23 protein-coding genes and 1 tRNA gene are annotated in these 24,787 nt (G+C 66.8%); 14 read left to right on the forward strand and 10 right to left on the reverse strand.

The genetic code is table 11. The features are described from left to right. Positions 1–25 precede the first annotated feature (25 nt). From FHT98_RS19190 to upp, 6 genes are all read left to right on the forward strand, one after another. Positions 26–943 carry a glycine--tRNA ligase subunit alpha gene (locus tag FHT98_RS19190; RefSeq protein ID WP_061964804.1) on the forward strand — a complete coding sequence of 306 codons (918 nt, stop codon included), beginning with the start codon at positions 26–28 and terminating at the stop codon, positions 941–943. Next, positions 943–3,276 carry a glycine--tRNA ligase subunit beta gene (glyS, locus tag FHT98_RS19195; RefSeq protein WP_142114954.1) on the forward strand — a complete coding sequence of 778 codons (2,334 nt, stop codon included), beginning with the start codon at positions 943–945 and terminating at the stop codon, positions 3,274–3,276. Before FHT98_RS19190 ends, glyS begins: the two co-directional genes overlap by 1 nt. A gap of 355 nt (positions 3,277–3,631) precedes the next feature. Beyond that, the gene (locus FHT98_RS26270) at positions 3,632–3,793 is read left to right on the forward strand and encodes a Thivi_2564 family membrane protein (RefSeq protein ID WP_091855869.1); all 162 of its coding nucleotides are present in this window, start codon (positions 3,632–3,634) and stop codon (positions 3,791–3,793) included. Between the two features lie 103 nt (positions 3,794–3,896). After that, entirely contained in the window at positions 3,897–5,159 is a 1,263-nt protein-coding gene (locus FHT98_RS19200; protein WP_142114955.1) for a GTP cyclohydrolase II, read from the forward strand. Positions 5,160–5,184: 25 nt separating this feature from the next. Continuing rightward, positions 5,185–6,402 (forward strand): URC4/urg3 family protein, encoded by a 1,218-nt coding sequence (locus FHT98_RS19205; RefSeq protein ID WP_142114956.1) that lies wholly within the window; start codon positions 5,185–5,187, stop codon positions 6,400–6,402. A 40-nt stretch (positions 6,403–6,442) separates the two neighbouring features. Continuing rightward, the gene (gene upp / locus FHT98_RS19210) at positions 6,443–7,084 is read left to right on the forward strand and encodes a uracil phosphoribosyltransferase (protein WP_061964799.1); all 642 of its coding nucleotides are present in this window, start codon (positions 6,443–6,445) and stop codon (positions 7,082–7,084) included. A gap of 104 nt (positions 7,085–7,188) precedes the next feature. Here upp and FHT98_RS19215 read toward each other — a convergent pair whose 3' ends face one another. From FHT98_RS19215 to FHT98_RS19245, 7 genes are all read right to left on the reverse strand, one after another. Next, entirely contained in the window at positions 7,189–7,620 is a 432-nt protein-coding gene (locus tag FHT98_RS19215; RefSeq protein ID WP_061964797.1) for a DUF1236 domain-containing protein, read from the reverse strand. Between the two features lie 241 nt (positions 7,621–7,861). After that, positions 7,862–8,836: a tripartite tricarboxylate transporter substrate-binding protein gene (locus tag FHT98_RS19220; protein ID WP_061964795.1), complete on the reverse strand. Its 975-nt coding sequence runs from the start codon at positions 8,834–8,836 to the stop codon at positions 7,862–7,864. 65 nt (positions 8,837–8,901) lie between these two features. Further along, positions 8,902–10,413: a tripartite tricarboxylate transporter permease gene (locus tag FHT98_RS19225; protein ID WP_061964793.1), complete on the reverse strand. Its 1,512-nt coding sequence runs from the start codon at positions 10,411–10,413 to the stop codon at positions 8,902–8,904. 4 nt (positions 10,414–10,417) lie between these two features. Further along, a complete protein-coding gene (locus FHT98_RS19230) occupies positions 10,418–10,936 on the reverse strand; it encodes a tripartite tricarboxylate transporter TctB family protein (RefSeq protein ID WP_091855865.1) in 519 nt (172 codons plus the stop codon). Next, on the reverse strand, positions 10,933–11,919 hold the full coding sequence (locus FHT98_RS19235) for a LysR family transcriptional regulator (RefSeq protein WP_091855864.1): 987 nt from the start codon (positions 11,917–11,919) through the stop codon (positions 10,933–10,935). Before FHT98_RS19235 ends, FHT98_RS19230 begins: the two co-directional genes overlap by 4 nt. Positions 11,920–12,099: 180 nt before the next feature. After that, complete coding sequence (locus tag FHT98_RS19240) at positions 12,100–13,035, reverse strand: DMT family transporter (protein ID WP_244492698.1); 936 nt, start codon at positions 13,033–13,035, stop codon at positions 12,100–12,102. Between the two features lie 81 nt (positions 13,036–13,116). Beyond that, the gene (locus FHT98_RS19245; protein WP_142114957.1) at positions 13,117–13,779 is read right to left on the reverse strand and encodes a glutathione S-transferase family protein; all 663 of its coding nucleotides are present in this window, start codon (positions 13,777–13,779) and stop codon (positions 13,117–13,119) included. Positions 13,780–14,113: 334 nt separating this feature from the next. Here FHT98_RS19245 and mgtE point away from each other — a divergent pair, with 334 nt between their 5' ends. After that, positions 14,114–15,481, forward strand: coding sequence for a magnesium transporter (gene mgtE, locus FHT98_RS19250; RefSeq protein ID WP_061964785.1), 1,368 nt, complete (start codon positions 14,114–14,116; stop codon positions 15,479–15,481). 61 nt (positions 15,482–15,542) lie between these two features. Here the strand turns inward: mgtE and FHT98_RS19255 are convergent, their stop codons facing one another. Next, entirely contained in the window at positions 15,543–18,509 is a 2,967-nt protein-coding gene (locus FHT98_RS19255) for a sensor histidine kinase (RefSeq protein ID WP_142114958.1), read from the reverse strand. Between the two features lie 224 nt (positions 18,510–18,733). Here FHT98_RS19255 and FHT98_RS19260 point away from each other — a divergent pair, with 224 nt between their 5' ends. From FHT98_RS19260 to FHT98_RS19280, 5 genes are all read left to right on the forward strand, one after another. Continuing rightward, positions 18,734–19,129: a phasin gene (locus tag FHT98_RS19260; RefSeq protein WP_113587501.1), complete on the forward strand. Its 396-nt coding sequence runs from the start codon at positions 18,734–18,736 to the stop codon at positions 19,127–19,129. A 96-nt stretch (positions 19,130–19,225) separates the two neighbouring features. Next, entirely contained in the window at positions 19,226–20,083 is an 858-nt protein-coding gene (locus tag FHT98_RS19265) for a phasin family protein (protein WP_142114959.1), read from the forward strand. A gap of 150 nt (positions 20,084–20,233) precedes the next feature. Beyond that, positions 20,234–20,310 (forward strand) — tRNA-His (locus FHT98_RS19270). A gap of 187 nt (positions 20,311–20,497) precedes the next feature. Then, positions 20,498–20,926: an Hsp20 family protein gene (locus FHT98_RS19275; RefSeq protein WP_061964777.1), complete on the forward strand. Its 429-nt coding sequence runs from the start codon at positions 20,498–20,500 to the stop codon at positions 20,924–20,926. Between the two features lie 111 nt (positions 20,927–21,037). Beyond that, positions 21,038–21,304, forward strand: coding sequence for a BQ00720 family protein (locus tag FHT98_RS19280; RefSeq protein WP_061965588.1), 267 nt, complete (start codon positions 21,038–21,040; stop codon positions 21,302–21,304). An 18-nt stretch (positions 21,305–21,322) separates the two neighbouring features. Here the strand turns inward: FHT98_RS19280 and FHT98_RS19285 are convergent, their stop codons facing one another. Further along, positions 21,323–22,099, reverse strand: a complete 777-nt coding sequence (locus FHT98_RS19285) for an alpha/beta hydrolase (RefSeq protein ID WP_248309259.1) — start codon at positions 22,097–22,099, stop codon at positions 21,323–21,325. Between the two features lie 107 nt (positions 22,100–22,206). On the opposite strand from FHT98_RS19285, the gene FHT98_RS19290 reads away from it, so the two are divergent. Continuing rightward, complete coding sequence (locus FHT98_RS19290) at positions 22,207–23,424, forward strand: glycosyltransferase family 4 protein (RefSeq protein WP_061964773.1); 1,218 nt, start codon at positions 22,207–22,209, stop codon at positions 23,422–23,424. 108 nt (positions 23,425–23,532) lie between these two features. After that, complete coding sequence (infC, locus tag FHT98_RS19295) at positions 23,533–24,075, forward strand: translation initiation factor IF-3 (protein ID WP_061965586.1); 543 nt, start codon at positions 23,533–23,535, stop codon at positions 24,073–24,075. Between the two features lie 59 nt (positions 24,076–24,134). Here the strand turns inward: infC and FHT98_RS19300 are convergent, their stop codons facing one another. Then, positions 24,135–24,731, reverse strand: coding sequence for a TetR/AcrR family transcriptional regulator (locus FHT98_RS19300; RefSeq protein WP_185745219.1), 597 nt, complete (start codon positions 24,729–24,731; stop codon positions 24,135–24,137). Between the last annotated feature and the right edge of the window lie 56 nt (positions 24,732–24,787).

A 24,787-nucleotide genomic window follows, 5' to 3' on the forward strand; every position in this document is an offset into this window, starting at 1 on the left:
CACCATCCCGGCTTCTTCCCCGGCGATGGATCCGACCCGCTCCTTCCAGGGACTGCTGCTGACGTTGCAGCGCTTCTGGGCCGAGCGAGGTTGCGTGGTGCTGCAGCCCTACGACATGGAGGTCGGTGCCGGCACCTTCCACCCGGCGACGACCTTGCGCGCGCTCGGGCCGAAGCCGTGGCGGGCGGCCTATGTCCAGCCTTCGCGCCGCCCCAAGGACGGCCGTTACGGCGAGAACCCCAACCGCCTCCAGCATTACTATCAGTTCCAGGTCATCCTGAAGCCGTCGCCGCCGGATCTCCAGCAGCTCTATCTCGACTCGCTCAAGGCGATCGGCGTCGATCTCGGCCTGCATGACGTCCGCTTCGTCGAGGACGACTGGGAGAGCCCGACCTTGGGCGCCTGGGGCCTCGGCTGGGAATGCTGGTGCGACGGCATGGAAGTCAGCCAGTTCACTTACTTTCAGCAGGTCGCGGGCGTGGAATGCGCGCCCGTCGCGGGCGAACTGACCTATGGGCTCGAACGCCTGGCGATGTATGTCCAGGGCGTCGAGAACGTCTACGACCTCAACTTCAACGGTCTCGATGGCGAGGACCGCATCTCCTATGGCGACGTCTTCCTGCAGGCCGAGCAGGAATACTCCCGGCATAATTTCGAGCATGCCAATACCGAGATGCTGTTCCGGCACTTCACCGATGCCGAGACCGAGTGCAAGGCCCTGCTCGCCGCCGGCGAACCGGCTGCCGGCGCCAACCAGCCCCGCCACGAACTCGCCCTGCCGGCCTATGACCAGTGCATCAAGGCCAGCCACATCTTCAACCTGCTCGATGCGCGCGGCGTGATCTCGGTCACCGAGCGGCAGAGCTACATCCTGCGCGTGCGCGAGCTCTCCAAGGCCTGCGGTGCGGCCTGGCTGAAGACCGCCGGCGGGGGAGCCATCTGATGCCCGATCTTCTGCTTGAACTGTTTTCGGAAGAGATTCCCGCGCGCATGCAGCGCAAGGCTGCCGATGATCTGAAGAAACTCGTCACCGATGCGCTGGTCGAGCGCGGCCTCGTCTACGAGGGCGCGAAGGTCTTCGCAACGCCGCGCCGGCTTGCCTTGCACATTGCCGGCCTGCCCGTTCGTGGCCGCGATGTTCGCGAGGAGCGCAAGGGTCCGCGCGTCGGCGCGCCCGACGCCGCCGTGCAGGGCTTCCTCAAGGCAGCGGGTCTGAATTCGCTCGACCAGGCGACGATCGTCAGCGATCCGAAGAAGGGCGACTCCTACGTCGCCATCATCGAGAAGCCCGGCCAGGAAACCGTCGCGGCCATCGCCGAGATCGTCCCTGCGGTGATCCGGTCCTTCCCCTGGCCGAAATCGATGCGCTGGGGCAAGGCCTCGGCCGCTGGCGCGAGCCTGCGCTGGGTGCGCCCGCTGCATTCGATCCTCTGCACCTTCGGCGCCGAGACCGAAGACACCGAGATCGTGCCCTTCGAAGTCGACGGCATCGTCTCCGGCAACGTGACCTATGGCCACCGCTTCCACGCGCCTGCACCCATCACGGTGAAGCGCCTGGAGGACTATGTCGCTTCGCTGGAGAAGGCGAAGGTCGTGCTCGATGCCGACCGGCGCAAGGAGATCATCCTCACCGACGCCCGCAACCTCGCCTTCGCGCAGGGTCTCGACCTCGTCGAGGACGAGGGTTTGCTGGAGGAGGTCGCCGGCCTCGTCGAATGGCCGGTCGTGCTGATGGGCTCCTTCGAGGAACGCTTCCTCGACATTCCCGGCGAGGCGATCCGCGCCACGATCCGCGCCAACCAGAAATGCTTCGTGCTGCGCGATCCAGCGACCGGTGATCTCGCCAATCGCTTCATCCTGGTCTCGAACCTCGTCGCCAGCGATGGTGGCGTGGCGATCACCGCCGGCAATGGCCGCGTCGTGCGTGCGCGCCTCTCGGATGCCGCCTATTTCTGGCAGACCGATCGCGGCTCGCTGCCGGACCTCGATACCTTCAAGGACAGCGCTGAAAAGCTCGGCCTCGATCTCGCCAAGCCGCTGGATCAGCGCATGGCCAAGCTCGACAAGCTCGGCGTCGTCTTCCACGCCAAGCTCGGCACGCAAGGCGGGCGCGTCCAGCGCATCGCGGCGCTGGCGAAGGAATTGGCCCCGATCGTCGGCGCCGACCCGGAGAAGGCCGAACGCGCTGCCAGGCTCGCCAAGGCCGACCTGCCGACCGAGATGGTCGGCGAGTTCCCGGAACTGCAGGGCCTGATGGGTCGGAAATACGCGGAATTGCAGGGCGAGGATACTTCGGTCGCGGCCGCGGTCGAGGAGCATTACAAGCCGCTCGGGCCGTCGGATCGCGTCCCGTCTGATCCGGTTTCGGTCGCCGTGGCGCTGGCCGACAAGCTCGATACGCTTGTCGGCTTCTGGGCCATCGACGAGAAGCCGACCGGCAGCAAGGACCCCTATGCGCTGCGGAGAGCGGCGCTGGGCGTGATCCGGCTGGTGGTTGAGAATGGGGTTCGGTTGTCTCTTCAAGCGCCTCTATCGAGAGGCTATCGGGTCCAACTCATCGAGCGGTTCGCGCGTTTTGCAAATTCGAAGATTCCGATCTCCCCATTGGAACTTCAGGGTTCGATGCTGGCACGGGCTATGACTGCGCCTGATGCAACCACAGCCGTGCTCGATGGGGTCAGGGCAAAAATACTCTCGGGCTCTGAGCCTGATGAACACGAAGTCTCGACTGTTGCCGATCTCCTCTCCTTCTTCCACGACCGCCTGAAGGTCATGCTCCGCGATCAGGGCGCGCGGCATGATCTCGTCGACACCGTGCTGGGCGAAGGCGCTTCGGCTAACGACGACCTCCTCCTCATCACCCGTCGCGTCGCCGCGCTCGGCCGCTTCCTCGATACCGAGGACGGCAAGAACCTGCTCGCCGGCTACAAGCGCGCCGCCAATATCCTCAAGGCCGAGGAGAAGAAGGACGGGGAGGGCGCCTTCGCCGACGCTCCCGACCTCCACCTCATCGCCGAGGCCGGCCTGATCGAGGAGAAGGCGCTTGCCGTTGCGCTGGCGCAGGCGACGCCGAAGGCCGAGGCCGCCGTCGCCGCCGAGGATTACGAGGGCGCCATGGCCGCGCTCGCCGAAATCCGCCCGGCGGTCGATGCCTTCTTCGACAAGGTCACGGTCAACGATCCCGATCCGGCCCTGCGCGCCAACCGCCTGAAGCTGCTCAACCAGCTCCGCCAGGCGACGCGCGCCGTCGCGGATTTCGATCGCATCGCCGGCTGACACCCGCCGTCATGCTCGGGCTTGACCCGAGCATCTCGGAAACCGGAGCCTTCTTGTCATGAGATTCTCGGGTCAAGCCCGAGAATGACGCCTCGACGTCATGCTCGCCCTTGTGGCGAGCATCCACGTCTTGAATACCTCATGGCTTGAAGGAAGACGTGGATGGTCGGGACAAGCCCGACCATGACGGCGGCGCTGACTGCGCAAGCCGCAGCCCCACCCTTTCGCCCCCAAGTTCCCACTCCGGAACCAATCCCCGCCCTACGACGTTCTTTCGCCGGGGCCGACAAGCCGCGAATGCGTCGCGGCTGGGCTCCGGGGGGCCGGCTACCGGCCGAGATAAAGGGCTGCAAGCATGTCCATTCTGATTTCGCTGCTGATCACCGTTCTCGTCATCGGCCTCGTGCTCTATCTCGTGCGGATGCTGCCGCTCGATGGGCAGATCAAGAACGTCGTGCAGATCATCGTGATCGTGATCGGCATCATCTCGCTGCTGCGCTATCTCGCTGTTTTTTAAGGCGATTGACGGCGCCACCGCGCTGGTTCAGACTTCATGAGGTCCAGAGGGCCCCGGACGATCCCGTCCCGGGGCCTTCTTCCGTTTTCAGGACGTGACCGCGATGAATGCGCCGAACCGCAACGGCCATATCAGGCTGACCTCCCACCCGGAGCCGGGCGGCGCGGCCACGCGCTTCCCGATCAAGTGGGGCGCTCCCAACGCCGCCGAGCGTGGGCCCATCATCGCCTCGACCACCAATCCGGCCGACCGCAACGTCATCGGCGCCCATGGCGGCTCCTATTCGGTCTATCGGGCGCTGGCGATCTCGGCTCGCGCCATGAACCCGCAGCAGCGCCCGGACCTGACCAACACCTATCCGACGGCGGAAATCCTGCCCCAGCCGCAATGGGCCGACCCGAAGAGGATCGTCTCGCTCGATCCGTTCGGCCACACGGTCGCGCAGGATTTCGGCAAGCTGATCGGCGAGGGCATCGATATCCGCCCGTCGATCGCGATCACGAAGGCCAGGCTCAACCTGCCCGAGATTCTCGCCGCGATGGGCGCCCATCGCCTCGCTGCGGACGGGCATATCCTGCACGCCTCCGGCGATATCAGCGTCACCAAGATCGCGGTCGATCCGGTCTGGTACCTGCCGGGCATCGCCGAACGGTTCGGCGCGACCGAGAGCGAATTGCGCCGTACGCTCTTCGAGCAGACCGGCGGCATGTATCCCGAGCTTGTGACGCGGCCGGACCTCAAGGTCTTCCTGCCGCCGATCGGTTCGATCACGGCCTATGTCATGGGCGAGGCTTCGCGGCTTGCCGATCCGAAGGCGCGCATCGCCTGCCGCGTTCATGACGAGTGCAACGGCTCGGATGTCTTCGGCTCCGACATCTGCACCTGCCGGCCCTATCTCACGCATGGCATCGAGGAATGCGTGAAGGAGGCCCAGAGCGGCGGCGTCGGCCTGATCGTCTACAATCGCAAGGAGGGCCGGGCACTCGGCGAGGTCACCAAATTCCTCGTCTACAACGCCCGCAAGCGCCAGGAGGGCGGCGATTCCGCCGCGACCTATTTCGAGCGTACCGAATGCGTCGCCGGCGTGCAGGATGCCCGCTTCCAGCAACTCATGCCGGATGTGCTGCACTGGCTCGGCGTCACCCATATCGACAGGCTGATGTCGATGTCGAACATGAAATACGACGCCATGGTCGAGAGCGGCATCACCATCGGCGAGCGCGTCGCGATCCCGCCCGAGCTGGTCCCGCCCGACGCCTCCGTCGAGATCGAGGCCAAGAAGGCTGCGGGATACTATTCGCCTGACGGCGCGCCTGGGGACAATGCCCTGAAGTCGACGGTCGGCCGCGACCTCGACAAGTTCTGATTCCGCCACGCCAACCGAGTTGACGATGCCCGACCGCGATCCCGAGGCGTTCCGCGCCCTGTTGAAACCCGCTGCCGTGCGTGAGCGTGCGCAGGAGATGCTTGAGCTCGGCCTCGCCGGTCAGCTTCTTCATTTCAGCGTCCATCCGGATCGGCTCGAAGCCTGCGCCGACTATGTGCTGGAGACGATCCGCGCGAATTATCCGACGCTCGACATCCCCTTCCATGCGCGCTGGCGCCATTTCACCGTCGATGGCGAGGATCGCTGGCAGAAGCTCGACCGGGAGGCGAACTTCGCAAACCATGCCGCACGCGGCCGTGCCGCCTATGATCTCGCCGTCGTCAGTGTCCTGCTCGATGCCGGCGCCGGCCCGGACTGGCGCTATCGCGATGCCGCGACGGGCCGCGAGATCGGCCGCTCCGAGGGGCTGGCGCTCGCCTCGCTCGACATGTTCGCCGCAGGGCTGTTCTCCAGCGATCCAGCCGATCCCTTGCGGGCCGATGCGGTCGGGCTGAAGCGCCTCGATGCGGCCGCGCTGGCGCACGGCTTCCAGGCCGGGCCGGGCAATCCGCTGCTCGCGCTCGAAGGCCGCGCGGCGCTGCTCAACCGCCTCGGCGAGGAGTTGGAACGGCAGGGTCTGCCGCGGCCGGGCGCGTTGTTCGATCGCTTCGCCAAGGCTGCCGATACCGGGACGCTGCGAGCCCCGCATATGCTCGGCGAGGTGCTGGGCGCCTTCGCGGGCATATGGCCGTCGCGCCTCACCCAGGCCGGCGTCGCGCTCGGCGACACCTGGCGCCATCCCCTGATCGCGCTGGGAAAGCCGACGGAGGGCCTCGTACCTTTCCACAAGCTTTCGCAATGGCTGACCTATTCGCTGATCGAGCCGTTGCAATGGGCCGGCATCGCCGTGGTCGACATCGACGAGATGACCGGCCTGCCGGAGTACCGCAATGGCGGGCTCTTTCTCGACAGCGGCGTCATCGCGCTGAGGCATGAGGCGGACCGGACGAAGGCGCATGAGGTTTCGTCGCCGCTCGTGGTGGAATGGCGGGCGCTGACCGTCGCCCTGCTCGACGAGGTCGCAGCGCTGATCCGCCAGCGTCTCGGGCGTTCGCGCGAAGAACTTCCGCTCGCCAAGGTGCTCGAAGGCGGGACCTGGGCCGCCGGGCGCCGGATCGCGCGCGAAAAGCGTGTGGATGGCGGGCCGCCCTTGACCATCGTCAGCGATGGCACGGTATTTTGAGGGTAAGCCAAGGTCCGAGAGATAGAGGGGTAACCGGCGTATGACTTCGAGCCAGGACGGCGTCACCGTCGTCGACCACCCGCTGGTCCAGCACAAGCTCACGCTGATGCGCGAGAAGGACCGCTCGACCAAGAGCTTCCGCCAGCTCCTCAACGAGATCGGCATGCTGCTCTGCTACGAGGTGACCCGCGACCTGCCGACCGAACTGATCGAGATCGAGACCCCGCTGCAGAAGTCGATGCAGCCGGTCATTGCCGGCAAGAAGCTGGTCTTCGCGCCGATCCTGCGGGCCGGCGTCGGCTTCCTCGACGGCATGCTGGAGCTCGTCCCGGCTGCCCGCGTCGCCCATATCGGGCTCTATCGCGACCCCGACACGCTCCAGGCCGTCGAATACTACTTTAAGGCACCCTCCGATATCGCCGATCGCATGATCGTGGTGATGGACCCGATGCTGGCGACGGCGAATTCCGCCGTGGCGGCGGTCGAGCGCCTGAAGGAGCGCGGCGCCCGGGATCTGCGCTTCATGTGTTTGCTGGCTGCGCCGGAGGGCATCGCGCGCCTGCGCGGCGCCCATCCCGATGTCCGGATCTGGACGGCGGCCATCGACGAGCGGCTCAACGACCACGGCTATATCGTCCCCGGTCTGGGAGATGCCGGCGACCGCATGTTCGGCACGCGCTGAGCCTGTCCGACACGAAGCGGCCCGCCCCGTTTCCGGAGCGGGCCTGGCCTGAAGGACGGACGGCCTGGGGTTGAAACCGCCCGCCTTTCGGGTCGTGAGCGGTGTTATTCGATGATCTGCACGATGCGGCGCGTCTGCGGCTCGACGATCACCGTGCGGTCGTTCACGACCGTGTAGCGATAATTCGAGGCGTTCGGCGCATAGTCGGCCGGCAGCTGGTGGTAGACGACGCCCTGCTGCGGCAGCACCGTGCCGACCGCGACCGGCTCGGCATAGGTGTAGGAGGGGACGCGCTGCTCCACCACATAGGTGCGGAACTTCGGCTCGGCCGCATCACCGATGATCGCGCCGACCACGGCGCCGCCGACACCGCCGACCACCGCACCGACCGGGCCACCGACAACGGCGCCGCCGACTGCGCCGGTCGCGGCCCCGCTGGTCGCACCGCCGACCGCGCCGCCCGAGGGCTGGCTCTGGGCAAAGGCAACCGCCGGGGTGATGGTCAGGGCGGCAACAAGAGCAAGTTTCTTGAACATGGTATGTCTCCTTTCGAAGCGAACCTTCGGCGAGGACAACCGCAACGTGCTCGATCAGTTCCCGGAAAACGGGTCACGAGATGTTAACGTTCGGAAACCGGAAGCAGAAAGAGTTTCAGGAACAGAGGCTTGCCTGGTCATGACAAAGGCGTGCTCCGGCGCCTGAGGGACGCTGCCGGGCCTGAAACGCAAACGGCGGGCCCGAAGGCCCGCCGCATGATCATTGGCGTCTCGCGTCGGTTTACTGCTTCGACGCGGCCGAGAGCGCAGGCGTCAGCTTGTCGGCGTCGCGTTTGATCAGGGCAGCGAAACCGGCCGGCGTCCGCTCCTCGGCGGTCGGCAGCACGGCGCCGAGGTCGAGCAGGCGCTTCTTGGTGCCTTCGTCGTTGAGGGCCTTGTCGAGCGCATCGACCAGCTTGTCCACGGCCTCCTTCGGCATGCCCTTCGGGCCGGCGATGCCGTTCCAGGCCTCGATCTGGTAGTCGGGCAGGCCGGCTTCCTTGGTGGTGGGCACGTCGGGCAGCGCCGGCGAGCGCTGGGCCGAGGCGATGGCATAGGCCTTGATGGTGCCGGCCTTGACCTGCTCGGAGACCGAGACGATCTGGTCGCACATGAAGTCGATCTGGCCGGAGACGAGGTCGTTCAGCGCCGGGCCGGTGCCGCGATAGGCGACGGCGTTGATCTTCGGCGTGCCGAGAATGCCCTTGAGCAGGGTGCAGGTCGTCCAGGAGACCGAGCCGAGGCCGGCATGGGCTTCGTTGAACTTGTCCGGGTTGGCCTTGACGGCGGCGACGAAGGCCTTGAGGTCGGGCGCTTCGAGATTCTTGCGCGCGACGATCAGGATCGGCGTGCCGCCGGCGAGCCCGATCGTCTGCATGCCGTTGATCGGGTCGTATTTCAGGCCGGGATAGGTGGCGGGGGCCGCCGAGAAGGTGCCCAGATGCCCCATCGCGATGGTGTAGCCGTCCGGTGCAGCGGTGACGGCGCGGGTGATGCCGGTCGTGCCGCCGGCGCCGGCGACGTTCTCGATCACGATCTGCTGGCCGAGCGTCTTCGACATGTGGTCGGCGACGACGCGGGCGATGATGTCGGTCGGGCCGCCGGCCGCGAAGGGCACGATCATGGTGATCGGCTTCGTCGGGTAGCCCTGCGCCTGCGCGGTACCGGCGAAAGCCAGCGTGGCGGCGGCGGCAAGGCCGAGAGCGAGCTTCTTCATGCGTATTCCTCCCTGGAGATTGCGTGAAATGAAACTGGAGGCGGGCCGCCGGGGCGGCAACCCCGTCATTCGGTGAAGACCTCGTCGCGCTTCTTCGAGATCGCGGGCAGGAGCGCGATGGCGAGCACGATCGCGGCGACGATGAGCAGCCCCAGCGAGATCGGCCGGTTCTGATAGTCGATGAAGGTGTAGAACGAGCCGCGCGAGATGATCAGCGCCTGCCGGAGCTTCTCCTCCATCAGCTTGCCCAGCACGAAGCCGAGCAGCATCGGTGCCGGCTCGAAGCCGAGCTTGATCAGCGCGTAGCCGAACAGACCGAACAACGCCGTGAAGGCGACGTCGGCCGGCTGGTTGTTCACCGAGTAGATGCCGATGCAGCAGAAGATCAGGATCGCCGGGAACATCAGCCGATAGGGCACCTGCAGCAGCTTCACCCAGAGGCCGACCAGCGGCAGGTTGATGACGAGCAGCATCAGGTTGCCGATCCACATCGAGGCGATCATGCCCCAGAACAACTCCGGGTTCTTGGTCATGACCTGCGGGCCGGGAATGATGCCGTGAATCGTCATCGCGCCGACCATCAGCGCCATCACCGCATTCGGCGGGATGCCGAGCGTGAGCAACGGGATGAAGGCGGTCTGCGCGCCGGCGTTGTTGGCCGATTCCGGCCCCGCCACGCCCTCGATCGCGCCCTTGCCGAAGCGGGACGGGTCGTCGGCGATCTTCTTTTCGACCGTGTAGCTGGCAAAGGGGCCGAGCACCGCGCCATTGCCCGGCAGGATGCCGAGGATGGCGCCGATGCCGGTGCCACGCAGCACCGGGTTGATCGATTGCTTGATGTCGCTCCAGTTCGGCAGCAGCCGGCCGATCTTGGCGCGGACGACGTCGCGCGCTTCGGGGGTTTCGAGGTTGCGCAGCACTTCCGCGAAACCGAAGACGCCCATGCCGAGCACGGCGACGTCGATGCCGTCCGAGAGCGAGGCGATGCCGAAGGTCAGGCGTTCCTGCCCGGTCTCGAGGTCGGTGCCGACCGTCGACAGGAGCAGGCCGAGCGCGATCATGCAGAAGGCCTTCAGGATCGAACCGCGTGCCAGAACCACGGCAAAGCACAGGCCCATCACCATCAGCGAGAAATATTCGGCAGGCCCGAACAGCAGCGCCAGCCGTGTCAGCGGCGCGCCGAGCGCTGCAATGACCATGGTGGCGACGGTGCCGGCGAAGAAGGAGCCGAGGGCGGCCGTGCCGAGCGCGATGCCGGCCCGGCCCTGCTTGGCCATCTGGTGGCCGTCGAGCGTGGTGACCACGGCGGTCGCTTCGCCGGGAATGTTCACGAGGATCGCCGTGGTCGATCCGCCATATTGCGCGCCGTAATAGATGCCCGCGAGCATGATCAGCGCGCCGGTCGGGTCGAGGCCGAAGGTGATCGGCAGCAGCATGGCGATGGTCGCGGTCGGGCCGACGCCGGGTAGCACCCCGATCAACGTCCCGACGAGGCAGCCGGTGAAGCAGAGCAGGATATTCTGGAACGTGAAGGCGACGCCGAAACCGACCGCCAGATGAGACATCATTTCAGCCATGGCGTCAGATTCCAAGCAGCCAGGGGGCGAGGGGAATTGGCAGTCCCAGCCCGTATTTGAACAGCAGCGCGCAGCCGAACGTCATCACGGCCGCGAAGATCACCAGCTCCTTCAGGCTGCGGTCGCTCGCCGCCATGCCCGAGAACAGCACGACCAGCGGCCCGGCGATGACGAGGCCGAGCGAAGGCACATGGATCGGCCCGAGATCGAAACCGCGGATCGCCAGCGCGAAAAGGACGGTCCCGCCGAGGACGTGAACGACGGCGCGCCACGACCAGGGCGTCAGGGCCTCGCCGTGATAGCGCAGCGAGCTCAGCGCCAGAATCACGCCCAACGCGCCGCAGATCGTGGCGATGGATTTCGGCAGCATGCCCGCCCCGATCTGCCGCAGGCTGCCCATGGGCAGATCCCAGGCCATGAACACGGCCACGCAGGCGAACACGATCATGAACACCCCTGCCCACATGTCCTGCGTCGATCTTACGCGCAGACCCTGTGCCCGCTCTATCTGGTTCAAACTCATGAGGCTCCTCCGATTGGCGACCCGGTGCGGGCGGTTCGTTTCTGCGGTTTCGGTGCCACGAAGGGCAGGACGTGGCGTTCGTCGAGCAGCGTCACGCTCTCCCTGAGGATCGCGAGGAAGTCGTCGCGGGAGGGCAGCTTCTGCTGCGGACGCCAGGAGACGCCGACGAGCGCGCCCGGCGGCGGCGGATCGAGCATCGCGCCCCGCAGGCGCCGCATCGTCACGCCGGGGAAGGACAGGCGCGAGACCCAGTCCGGAGCCAGCGCCATGCCGAGCCCGGCCGCGACCGCCGACATCATCGCCGGCTTCTCGGTCGCCTCGATGGTGACGTTGGGAACCGCGCCGACGCTCTCGAAATAGGCCATGACCAGATCGTAGGCGTAAGGCCGGATGCGCTTGGACGGCACGACGAAGGGCTCGCCGACGAGATCGAGCATGGTGAGGTGCTCGCGCGCGGCAAGCGGATGGTTCTCGTTCAGCACCACGATCGGGCGCTCCACCCGCAGGATCTCGAAGGCGCAATCGGTCGGCTTGCGTGGCGGGCGGGTCAGCGCGAGGTCGAGCTTGCCGGCCTCCAGCATCTGGACGAGCGCGGCCGTCATCGCCTCGACGAACTTGATCTCGATGCCGGGGAAGCGGGCGCGGAAGGCCATCAGCGCCTCCGGCACGAAGCTCGACGAGGCCGCGTCGATCGCGCCGACGCGCAGCACCTTGCCCGAAGCGAGCGAGGCCTCGCGCACGGCACGCGAGGCATGCTCCATCTTGACCAGGATGCCCTTGGCCTCCTCGAGCATGATCAGCCCGGCGCGGGTCATCGCGACCTGCCGGGTCGTACGCGTCAGCAGGGCGACGCCGAGTTCGTCTTCGAGGGCGCTGATCTGCCGCGACAGCGCGGGCGGCGCGACGCCGAGCCGCTCGGCTGCCCGGCCGAAGTGCAGCTCTTCCGCCACCGCGATGAAACATCGCAGCTGCCGCACATCCATGAGCCGTCCCCTGTCCCGTGTATCGCTTGCCGCGATATCTCTATCGGTGGCCGTCGCCAATAGCGGTTCCGACCAAGGTGTCGATCCTACAGAAATTCATAATCTTTTGACAACAAAGCCTTTCGGCTGAGTGCCGTCAGGGCGCTCGGCCGATGAGAGGCCCGGAAAAGGCATGCGGGATCAGGCGGTTGGGGCGGGTCTGGCCTGGGCGATGCGCGCGATGCGGCCATCGATCAGGGCGAGCCCGACGAAGATCGCAGCCATGCCGGCGAAATGGCGCGGCAGCAATTCCTCTCCCAGGAGGCCGGAGCCGAGCAGGATGGCGCTGACAGGGATCAGAAAGGTGACGAGCATGACGTTGCTCGGCCCGGCCGTGCGCATGATCCGGAAGAACAGGAGATAGGCGAGCGCCGTCGAGATCAGCGCCAGTCCGACAAGGGCGAGTAGCGCCTGCTGCGACGGCATCGGCAGCGTCCAGGGCGGATGCATGACGAAGACGATCGGGATCATCATCAATGTCGAGGCCGAAAGCTGACCCGTGGCGGCGACCAGCGGCGACACGCCCCTGAAACGCCGGCCGAGCAGGCCGGAAAAGGCATAGGAGACCGCGGCGAGGATGCAGGCGAGCTGCGCCGCCAGATTGGAGCCGAGGCCGCTGAGCGCATCAGGCCCCATCAGGATGGCGACGCCGATGAGGCCGGCCAGCACGCCGCCGAGCTTCAGTCCTGTCGCCTTCTCGTTGCCGAAGCAATGCATCACCAGCACTGCGAAGATCGGCGTGGTCGCGTTCAGGATCGAGGCCAGGCCACTCGCGATCTGCTGCTGGCCCCAGAGGAACAGGCTGAACGGGATCAGGTTGTTGAGGATGCCCATCCCGAAGAAGGCGAGCCAGAGTTCGCGCCCGACCGCCATCGACTGGCCTGCGATTCGCACGACCAGAAGCAGCGCCAGTGCCGCGAGGCCGACGCGCACCTGCACCACGGCGAAGGGCGGCCATTCCGCAACGGTCAGCTTGTTGAAGAAGAACGAGCCGCCCCACAGGATCGATAGGACGATCAGCAGGAACCATTCGAACGGGCCCATGCGCAGCGCGGGAGCGGAGGTCGGCGGTGTCATGGCGGAAGCTCTGCTCGCTGGCCGGGTCATCCCGCGTCAGTAGGCGGCCGGGCAAGGCCCGGCCACCCGGATTCTGCGCGCTCAGGCGGCTTCGGCGTCGCGCGCCTGCCACATCGCCTGGAAGGCCGGGCGCGCCTGGCAGGCATCGAGCCAGGCCTTCACGCGCGGATGGGCGTCGAACAGCTGCGTCGCCGGCTTGGCGTAGCGGATCACCTCCGCAACGTTGATGTCGGCGACGGTGAAGCGGTTGCCCATCACGTAACCGCCATTCTCGGCCAGCGTCTGGTCGAGCACGCCGAAGGGACCGGGCAGGGCGGCGAGCGCGGCCTCGACCAGCTCAGGCTTCCGCTTCTCTGGCGGATAGGCGGCGAGGTGGAACTGCAGGTTGAGCGCATGGCTCTCGCATTCGGTTGCGGCCCAAAGCGACCACATCACGGCCAGTCCTTCCTCCTGCGCGTCCTTCGGAGCGAGCGGGCCGCCATGCTTGCGGGCGAGGTAGAGGTTGATCGCCAGCGATTCGTGCAGCTTGAAGCCGTTGTCGTCGATGCTCGGGATATGGCCGTTCGGGTTGATCTTCAGGAAATCGGCGCTGCGGGTGTGCAGCGGCACGCCCGGCGCTTTCGGATCGGGCAGGCGATAGGCCTGGATCACCGGCACATGGTTGAAGGGCAGGCCGAGCTCGTTGGCGAGCCAGATGACGCGCGTCGCGCGCGAGCGGTAACAGCCATAGATGGTCAGGGACATCGGCGGAATCCAGCGAGAGAGGGCGGACGACGACGAGGCCGACTGAAAGCGCCGGTTCGTCACCTGTGACAATAGGCCGGGCAGGCCGCATCGGCCAATGCCAATGATCGGCCCGCGAGCGAGGTAAAAACCGTTTGACGCGGGCGCTTTGCGGGTGCATTGGCCTCGTGCCTCCGGCCCCTGCGGCCGGCTGCTCACAGGAAACCCCGACCCGATGCCAAGCGACAGTCCCAGCCGACAGTCGAAGCCGTCCGCCGCCGCCTCGCGCGCCTGACCGGGTCCCCCGGCTCGCCTGCGATCCGGCCACGACGGCCCGATCGCAAGGAATAGAGCCATGAACGATACCGCCGCCACGACGGACCTCCTTGCCGTGACGCTGGCCCAGACGCTGGCGCAGGAACACGTCGCCGACATCGTCGAGACGTTGAACGACCAGGACGACGCGACCATCGCGCATGTCCTGGCCGAACTGCCGTTCGAACGTGCCGTCGAGGTGCTCGACCAGCCCGAGCTCACCGCCGCCGCCGAGGCGGTGGCGCTGCTGCCCGACCAGCGCGCCGGTGCGCTGCTCTCCGCCATGTCGGCGGACCGGGCGGCCGACGTCTTCCAGGAGTTCGACGAGGAGACGCGGGCGCGCGTCAGCGGGCGTCTCGATCGCCAGACCCGCTCCGACCTCAAGAAGCTGCTGGCCTATCCCGAGCACAGCGCCGGCTCGATCATGACGACCGAATTCGTCAGCGTACCCTCGAACTGGACGGTGCAGCAGACGCTCGACCATATCCGCCGCGTCGAGCGCTCGCGCGAGACGGTCTACGCGATCTACGTGCTCGATTCCGTGACGCGCAAGCTGGTGCGCGCGGTCTCGCTCAGGCGCCTGATCAGCGGCGATCCGGAGGCGCCGGTCGAGTCGGTCGTGCCGGCGCACAAGCCGATCTGTGTGACCCCGGAAATCGATCGCGAGGAGGTGGCGCGCCTCATCACCAAATACGACCTGCTGTCGGTGCCTGTCGTCGACGCGGAGGAGCAGCTCATCGGCATCGTCACCTTCGACGACGTCATCGACGCAATGATCGCCGAGACGACCGAGGACGTGCAGAAGCTCGGCGGCATGGAGGCGCTGGACCAGCCCTATAACGAGATCGGCTTCGTCGCGATGATCCGCAAGCGCGCCGGCTGGCTATCGATCCTGTTGGTCGGCGAGATGCTGACCGCATCCGTCATGCAGTTCTTCGAGGGCGAGCTCGAGAAGGCGATCGTGCTGACGCTATTCATCCCGCTGATCATGAGCTCGGGCGGCAATTCCGGCTCGCAGGCGACTTCGCTGATCATCCGGGCGCTGGCGCTGCGCGAGGTCACGCTGAAGGACTGGTGGCGGATCGCACTGCGCGAATTGCCGACCGGCCTCACGCTCGGCAGCATCCTCGGCGTGATCGGCGTCGCCCGGATCGTCGCGTGGCAATGGCTCGGCTTCTACGATTACGGGCCGCACTGGATGCTGATCGCCGCAACGGTCGGTGGCGCGCTCGTCGGCATCGTTACCTTCGGCTCGCTCGCCGGCTCGATGCTGCCTTTCGCGCTGAAGCGGCTCGGCTTCGATCCCGCCAGCGCTTCGGCGCCCTTCGTCGCGACGCTGGTCGATGTCACCGGCCTGGTAATCTATTTCGGCGTGGCGGCGCTCATCCTGACCGGGACGCTGCTTTGACCAAATGAAAAAGCCCGGGACATCGGTCCCGGGCTTTTTTAGTGTCTATCTCGCCGTTCGATCAGCTCGCCAGCACGCGCTGCGGCGGGAAGGTGATCTCGACCAGCGTGCCCTCTTTCTTGACGCTGGTGATCGCCATCGCCGCTCGGTTGGCTTCGACCAGCGCCTTGGTCAGCGGCAGGCCAAGGCCCGTGCCGCCGGCACGCCGCGTCGTCGGGACCTGGCGGAAGGGTTCGAGCGCGAGGCGGAGTTCGTCGTCGTCCATGCCGATGCCGGTATCGCGCACTCGCAGGATCGCCTCGCCCTGGTCGCCGAGCGCGGTTGAGATGATGACCTGCCCGCCGGCATCGGTGAACTTCACCGCGTTCGAGAGCAGGTTGATCGCGATCTGCCGGATCGAGCGCTCGTCGGCGACGACCGGCGGCAGCTTCGGCGATAGCCCCGAGCGCAGCACGACGCGGCCGCGTTGCGCCTCCGGCTGAAGCAGCGACACCGTCGACAGCGCGATCTCGTTCAGGTTGACGCTGACGAAGTCGAGATCGAGCTTGCCGGCTTCGATCTTGGCGAGGTCGAGCAGGTCGTTGACCAGGCTGATGACGTAGCCGCCTGACTGGTGGATGTCGCGCAGATATTCCTTGTAGCGCTCGTTGGCGATCGGCCCGAAGCGCTCTTCGGCCATCACCTCGGCGAAGCCGATGATGGCATTGAGCGGCGTGCGGATCTCGTGGCTGATCTTGGCCAGCACGTCGGATTTCTGCGCGCTCGCCATCTCCGCCGCCTTGCGGGCATCGACCAGCTCGCCCTCGGTCTTCTTCCAGGCGGTGATGTCGCGCAGCACGGCGCAGAAGCGCGGCTCATTGCCATGGGCGATCTGGCCCATCGTCATGAACAGCGGGATCTTCCCGCCCTGGCGCACGCGGCCCTGCACCTCGCGCCCGTCATTCAAGACGGACGCGACGCCGCCGCCCTTGAGCCCTTCGAGATAGTCGAGGGCGGGAGCATGGCTCTCGCTGGCGAAGAGCAGGGTGAACAATTCGCCGGTGACCTCGCGCTGGTCGTAACCGAACAGCGCCTCGGCAGCCTTGTTCAGCGACAGGATGCGGCCGCGATCGTCGACGGTGACGACGCCGTCGGTCGCGGTGTCGAGCATGGCGGTGAGCTCGCCGATGCGGGCATCGCGCGCATCGGCATCGAGCCGGAGCGCGTCGACCCGCGCCGCGGATTCGGATTCCTCCGCAGCGAATTCGGCCGCAAGCTCGGCTTCTTCAGCCTCTTCCGGCGTCAGGATCGGCACGTCGCTGCCATCGCCGTTGGGATGGCGGAAGGCCATCAGCGTCGCCGGCTCGTCCTGCCAGCTCACGCTCGACAGCACGGCGTCGACGCTGACGAGATGGCCGAGCCGGTCGAGCAGCGTCATCGTGCCGCCATCGGCGCGGGCGGCTTCCTTGATCAGGCGGCTGACCTTGCCGCCGGCCTTCAGGTCGGCGAGATCGGCATAATCCAGCAGCTCGAGCAGCGTGCGGTTGGCATAGAGCGCCTCGTCGCCGCGATTGACGAGAACGGCGATCGGCAGCCGGTCGAGCACGTCGGCGTGGGAATTGCGGTGGCGCGCCGGGGCGGAAGCCGCTTCGGCCTCCGCGGCCGGTTTCGCCGCCGGGGTCTCTTCCTTGTCCTTGACCTGCAATGGCGCGACCGGGGGCAGGCGCGGCGTGCTCGGCTCGTCATCGCCGGCCAGTCGCGCGCCCAGTGCCTTGGCGATCTCGCGGAAGGCGTTGCGCTCGGCCGAGCTCAGATGCGCCTTCGACGGTTCGAGCACCGGTCTGATCGCGGTCAGATGCCCGTTGCGCAGCGGCACGATCTTGCCGGGCAGACGCTCGGGCTCTGGTGCAGCGGGCGCTTCGGAAGCAGGCTCTGCCGCAGTATCGTCCTGCGGCTGGTCCAAATCGATCGAGGCGGCGGCTTCGTCTGCCTCCTCCTCGCGGTCGTCCTCTGGCAGATTCGAAAGATCGTCCGCCTCGGACATGCTGACCGCCGGGACTTCCTCGCCGGCCGAAGTGGCCGCGATCAAGTCGTCGGTGACAGGCAATGCGGCTGGAGCATCCTCCATTGCGGCAAGGTCGGCCGCAGGTTGCGCATCGTCGTCCTGAATGGCTTCGGCGGTCGCGCCATCCTGTTCCACCTCGACCTGCGCGTCCGCTGCCGCGGTATTCGCCTCGGGGATCGGGAACGGGCAGCGCTCGTTGAGCCGGGCGATGCCGAAGCCGCGGAAGCCCGCGAGCTGGCGCCCGGCATCGAGCACCGGCACGCCCGAGAGCTCGACCGGCGCGGCCTCGCCAGGCGAATCGGTGCGCCACAGCAGGCCGTGGCCGCTCCAGGTCGCGGGATTGGCGAAACGTTCGATCAGGCCGCCATCGCTGTCGGCGAAGACGGAGCCGAGCAGGTCATGCCAGCGCTGGCCGATCAGCCTGGCCGCAGCCGCCTGCCCGGTCAGGGTGGCGATATTGTCGGAGAGCTTGGTCAGCCTGCCGTCGCGATCACTCTGCCAGAGGAAGCGGACCATGGCCGGCCTGGCGGGCGCAGGGGCCTCGCCCTGAGGTGCAGCCGGGGCGGGGGCGGCGACCGGCGCAGCTTCGGCGGGGGCGGCCTGCGGAACGGCGACGCCGAGTCGGCGCAGCTCGGAGGCTTGCACGGCGATGGCCAGAACGGAGCGCCCGTCGGGTAGCGAAACCAGCTTGCTGCCGCAGGTGACGGGAACTGCGGCGAAGCTTGCGGTCAGGCGCAGGCGCTCCAGCCGGATGCCGTTGGCGGAGGCCATGCCGCCGGCCAGCAGGTTCAGGCGCTGCCGGGTCGGTGCCGGCAGGCTCGTCTGCCCGCCGAGCAGCGCTTGTGCCGCAGCGTTGGCGAAATGCGGCTTCTCGGCAGCCGGGTCCCACAAAAGCAGGGCGCCGCCGGCAGCAAAGGCTGCAAGGGCTGCGTCTTCAGCCGCTGCCATGCTCCACCTCGCCCAGTCCTCTCCGGCCTCGCTCATGCCTGCCTGCTCGTTCGATCCGCGCCCGTTATGCCTAACAAAGCCTTAATAGACCCCAAACGGCGGCAAATCCATGGAACCGAAGATCGCTCTCCCGCTTCTCATGGAAACAGCGTTAACATGGCGGCCGTCGCCAATTGTCACGCTGTTGTCATTGCAGCGCAACAATGATATTGCAGTGCACAATGATCTAGGGATGGATCACTACCCGACAGGAGGATTCGATGAACGGCAAGCTGCCTTATGAAGTGCCCACAGAAATGCGCGAGTTCGCCGAGCGCAGCGTCGAACAGGCCCGCAAGGCGTTCGACGGCTTCATGGGCGCGGCCAACAAGGCTGTGGACAATGCTCATGGGACCGCCGAAAGCGCCCGCGCCAACACCCAGGATGCGACCCGCAAGGCCATCGCCTATGCCGAGAGCAACGTCGCGGCCGCGTTCGATTTCGCCCAGAAGCTGGTGAAGTCGAATGACCTGACCGAGGTGATGCAGCACCAGTCGGACTTCCTGAAGTCGCAGGTCGCCGCCTTCCAGAGCCAGATCAAGGATCTCGGCACCGCCGCGCAGGATGCCGCGACCAAGGCCGCCGAGACCGTCAGCAAGGCGACCAAGGGCCGCTGAGGCCTGCTGATTCGGCGCCTGATGGCGCCGATACCGCTTTTCCGGCCGGACCGTGTGGGTCCGGCCTTCGCCGTTTGCCGCTGAAGGAGAGCCGCCATGGTCAAGCCTGCTCCGACCCGGACCAAGTCCAAGGTTCCGGTCAGCCTGTCCCCGGTGAAGGCGCTGACGCCTGCACCCGCCGCGACGCCGCCCGCTGCCGCGCAGGCCGAGAGGCCGAAGGTTGCCACTCCCGCGCAACCTGCCGTCACCGCTGCTCCGGCCAAGCCCGAGCCCGTCAAGGTCACCGCTCCCGCGCCGTCGCCGGTCGCAGCGGCCAAGCCTGCTCCCGTGGCCAAGCCGGCTCCTCTGGCCAAGCCCGCCGTCGCGAGTGCCCTGAAGAAAGCGGCGCCGGTCAAGATTCGCGTCGAGAAGCCTGTCGCGAAGGTCGCGGGGCCGAAGGTTGCCGCGAAGGCCATCAAGCCTGCCGCAGCGGTGTCCAAGGCTGTAGCTGCCGAAGTGAAGCCGGCGCTCGTCAAGCCAGCAGTCGCTGAGACGGCATCCGCCAAGCCCATCGTCGCCAAGCCGGCGCCTGTCGCGGCTGCGCCGGCCGCCCCGGTCGCAAAGCCGGCGGAGCCCGCTCCCGCGCCGGCTGCCAAGGCGCCGCCGCAGCCCGCTTCGCTCGATTCGCTGCCCTTGCCGCGCCCGCCCGAAGCGGCTGCCGTCGTTACAGCGACCGCGATGAGCCAGGCCTTGACCATGGCACGCGCCTTCGGAGCCCTGCAGGCTCGCATGCTCGACCATGCCTGCGCCGAGCTGGAGGCGACGCTGGGCGACGCGCAGACGCTGGCGCGCAGCAACAGCGCCTCGGAGGCGATCGCATTGCAGGCCAAGGCGGTGCGCCGCAGCTACGAATCCTATGCCGAGCACCTGAAGGAGCTCGCCCGGACCGCCAACGCGGCCCTGCGCAAGGATTGATCCAGCGGCCGGATTCGGCGCGCGCCATCGCTGCGCCGAATTTCCGGAGCGGGAGTTGAATTACGCGGTTGCAAAAGCCGAGACTCGGCACTAGGGTCCGCGCCGCTGACGACCCCGCCGCGGCGGCCGGTCGCGAAGCCCTCGGTACGGGCAGCCATAGCTCAGTTGGTTAGAGCGCTAGATTGTGGATCTAGAGGTCCCCCGTTCAAGCCGGGGTGGCTGTACCATTCTCCTTCCGGACATCGTCGGAATTCCGCCTCGCCTGACGGGTTGCCGGCTACCAGCCGCTCCTCTTGAAGCGGCCTCTGCTCTTCGCCATATCTTGTTCAAGCGGAAGGGTTCGCCTTTCGCCTGCGGGGTGCTGCCGGCGGCGGGTCCCGATGTCTGTGAGGCGCCTTTCGAGGGCCTGGAGCGATGACGCGTACGCCTAGCCTGTCTCACCCGTTCCTGCTCGGCTTCGACGATATCGAGCGTGCGCTCGATCGCGTCGCCAAGGGCGCGAGCGAGGGTTACCCGCCCTACAATATCGAGCGGCTGACCCGGACGGAGGACGAGCCCGATCGCCTGCGCATCACGCTGGCCGTCGCGGGCTTCGCCCGGGAGCAGCTCGAGATCACGCTGGAGGAGAACCAGCTCACGATCCGTGGCCGCCAGGGCGACGACAAGAATCGCCAGTTTCTGCACCGCGGCATCGCCGCCCGTCAGTTCCAGCGCAGCTTCCTGCTGGCCGATGGCATGCAGGTTCTCGGCGCCGATCTGTCGAATGGCCTGCTGGCGATTGATCTCGTCAGGCCGGAACCGGAACGGCTCATCCGGCGTATCGATATCATGAGCCGGGAGTAGAGGACGGAGACCCGTCCAGCTTTTGAAGGATGCGTCAGCGGTTTTCGCATCTGTTCATAATTGAAGGCGCAGTATCAGAACCGCATTCGCACTGCTCTGAAGGAGGGCGCGATGAAACAGGACAGCAATCTTATCCAGACCAACCCGCTGACCCCCGCGGAATTCGCCGCGCTCGGTGCTGGCGAGGTCGCCTATATCAAGTCGATGAGCTCGGACGAGCTGATGCGGATCTTCCCGCAGGCTCCCAAGATCGAGTCCGGCTTGCAGCTCTTCACCCTGCTCTCGGCCGACGGTGCGCCGATCCTCGTCACGGATTCGCGCGAGGCCGCCACGGCCAATGCCTGGGAGCATGATCTGAGGATGGTCAGCGTCCACTGACGCCGGTCATTCCGATCTTCAGGGCGCGGTCGCCATCCCGGCGACCGCCGACTGCAATCTCACGATATCGTCCGGCGTGGACAGGCGGTGATCGCCATCCTTGATCAGCGTCAGCACGATCGGGTCGCCGCTGAGATGCTCGACCAGCTTCAGCGCCTGGCGCCAGGGCACGTCGGGGTCGCGCATGCCCTGCAGGATATGCACGGGGCAGCCGGCCTTGATCTCGCCGCCGAACATCAGGTGCCGGCGCCCGTCCTCGATCAGGGCGCGGGTGATCGGCGTCGGATCGGGCGAGTATTCCGAAGGCCGCAGCCAGACGCCCTCGTCGAGGATCGTCCGGCGGATGGAATCGGGCATCTGCGCCCACATCAGATCCTCGGAGAAATCCACCGCAGGCGCGATCAGGACGAGCCCGGAAGGCTGCATGGGTGTGCCGAACAGGCGGCGTGCCGCGAGCAGCGCGATCCAGCCGCCCATCGACGAGCCCACCAGGATCGGGCGCTGACGACACTGGCTTTCGATCGCAGCGATCGCGTCGTCGAGCCAGTCCGACAGGGTGAAGCTGCCGAAATCGCCATCGCTCTCGCCGTGGCCGCCATAGTCGAAGCGCAGGCAGGCCCGGCCGTTGGTGCGGGCCCACTCCGCCAGAGCCTCGGCCTTGGTCGCACGCATGTCGGAGCGGAAGCCGCCGAGCCAGACGATCGGGGCGCCGGTTCCCTCCTGCAGGAGATAGGCGAGGCGGCGCTTTGTGGGGCCGTCTCCGACCTCGAGCCATTGCGGCGGCTGGCGCTCCAAGGCAAATCTCCTGTGACGAATCATCCGGCCGCGGCGATTAAAGGCTGCGGCTAGCAATCGATAGGGGCATATTCGCCCTCGTTTACGAAAGTCCAGACCGAGAGCGAATGTCCTTCAAGCCGGGTGCCCACCTTTCACTGCCTTCGACCGAAACGCATCCGCTGGCGGGGCGGACGATCCTGCAGATCATTCCCGAGCTGGAAGCCGGCGGGGCCGAGCGCACCGCCGTCGATATCGCCAAGGGACTGACCGATGCCGGCGCGCGTGCGCTGGTCGCGACCGAAGGCGGGCGCCTCGTCGCGGAATTGCAGGCCAAGGGCGGGGTCTGGCTGCCGTTCCCGGCGGCCTCGAAGAACCCGGTCGCGATGCTCCTCAACATCCGCAAGCTCGCACTGCTCTGCAAGCAGGAAGGGGTGGAGCTGATCCATGCCCGCTCCCGCGCCCCGGCCTGGGTCGCGTTGGGTGCGGCGAGGCTATTGAAGCTGCCCTTCGTCACCACCTATCACGGCTCCTACAACAGCCGCTCGACGGTGAAGACGCTCTATAATTCGGTGATGGCGCGCGGCGACGTGGTCATCGCCAACTCCGTCTATACGGCCGGCCTGATCATGGCGAAGCATCCGGTGGCCGGCGACCGCGTCAGGGTCGTCAATCGCGGTACCAATTTCTCCGCCTTCGCGCCGGCTGCGGTCGGGGCGGAACGGGTGCAGGCGCTGCGCAACGCCTGGGGCGTCGAACCGCATCAGCGCATCGTGCTGCTGCCCGGTCGCCTCACCAACTGGAAGGGCCAGCGCGTCCTGATCGAGGCCGCACGCATCATGCGCGACGGCGGGGACACCGATACGGCCTTCATCCTTGCCGGCGATGCGCAGGGGAGGGACGGCTACGTCAAGGAACTCGATGCGCTGATCGCCAAGGCCGGCCTCGAGGGCCGTGTGAAGCGTGTCGGCCACTGCAGCGACATGCCAGCGGCGATGCTCTCGGCGGCGGTCGTCGCGGTGCCCTCGACGGACCCCGAAGCCTTCGGTCGCGTTGCGGTCGAAGCGCAGGCGATGGGCACACCCGTCGTGGTCTCGGATCTCGGCGCCGTGCCCGAGACGGTTCTGGCACCGCCGCAGGCTCAGCCTGGCGAACGAACCGGCTGGCGCGTGCCTCCGGGTGATGCTCCGGCTCTCGCGGCCGGCCTGAACGAGGCGCTGGCGCTCCGGCCATCCGCCAGGGATGCGCTGGCGCGACGCGCGCGGGTGCATGTCGAGCGGCATTTCTCGCTGGAGGCGATGGTCTCCGAGACGCTCGACGTCTATTGCGCGCTGCTCGGAGGCTAAGCCGGCGGGAATGCCCGCCATCGCGGTGTCATGCATTGACAACGCGCATCATTGTGCAATGTGTCTGCAACAACGGCGCGAAGCGCGCCAGATACAGGAGAATACCCCATTCGTCGTCCGTACCGCGCTGCCCCGACCCCGACCAAGGAAGGTCCCCGCTCGAACCGCGACATTCGCGGAGTGCGTGATGTTCAGCTCATCGACGATACCGGCGCCAACCGTGGCGTGGTCTCGTTCTTCGATGCGCTGAAGCTCGCCGAGGATGCCGGTCTCGACCTTGTCGAGATCGCCCCGAACTCCGTTCCGCCGGTCTGCAAGATCCTCGATTACGGTCGCTTCCGCTTTCTCGAGCAGAAGAAGGCCTCGGAGGCGCGCAAGAAGCAGCGCACCATCGAGATCAAGGAAATCAAGCTGCGTCCCGGCATCGACACGCATGACTACGACGTCAAGATGAAGGCCATGCACGGCTTCTTCGAGGAAGGTGACAAGGTGAAGGTCACCCTGCGCTTCCGCGGCCGCGAGATGGCGCATCAGGATCTCGGCGTGAAGGTGCTCGAGCGCGTCAAGGTCGATACCGCCGAGGTTGCCAAGGTCGAGAGCGACTGGCAGCTCGAAGGCCGCCAGATGGTGATGGTGCTCGCGCCGCGTTGAGGCGCAAGCGATCGCTTCTCAGGCGAGATGCAGAAAAAGGGCGCCTCGGGCGCCCTTTTTCATGTCGGCTTGCTCAGAAGGCCGTCGAGCATCGCGTCGAAGGCGTCGGTCGCGCTTTTCAGGGCTGCCTCCGGCTCCGGCGCATGCGCGATCCACTGCGCCGCATGCTGGGTCGCGCCGAAGATCAGGCGCGCCACGGCCTCGGGATCGAGCGGCGCCAGCACGCCCTCGGTGACGAGCTCGTCCAGACCCCGGGTCATCATCCGGATGCAGTCGTTCTGGATCGGCCAGCTCCAGGGGTCGCCGAGCACGGCCGGCCCGTCGCGCAACGTGATACGCTGGATTTCCGGCTCCAGAGCCATGGCGAGATAGGCGGCGCATTCGTCGCGGAAGCCGGTCCAGCGATCCTCGGCCTTGGCCGAGACCGCGCGCAGCCTGACCGTCATCTCCGCATCGATCTGGTCGAGCACGGCGGCGAACAGGCCCTTCTTGTCGCCGAAATGGTGATAGAGCGCGCCGCGTGTCAGCCCGGCTGCCGCCGTCAGCTCATCCATCGAGGCTGCCGCATAGCCGATCGTGCCGAACGCCTCGCGCCCAGCGGCGATCAGGCTGGCGCGGGTTTCCGCGATCATGTCGGCACGAAGTCTGCGGGCCATCATATCCTCTTCACATACGCCCCGTATGTTAATTGACATACGGGGCGTATGCAATT

Source organism: Allobosea sp. AK1 (genome assembly GCF_006714945.1).
GTDB classification, from domain to species: Bacteria; Pseudomonadota; Alphaproteobacteria; order Rhizobiales; family Beijerinckiaceae; genus Allobosea; species Allobosea robiniae.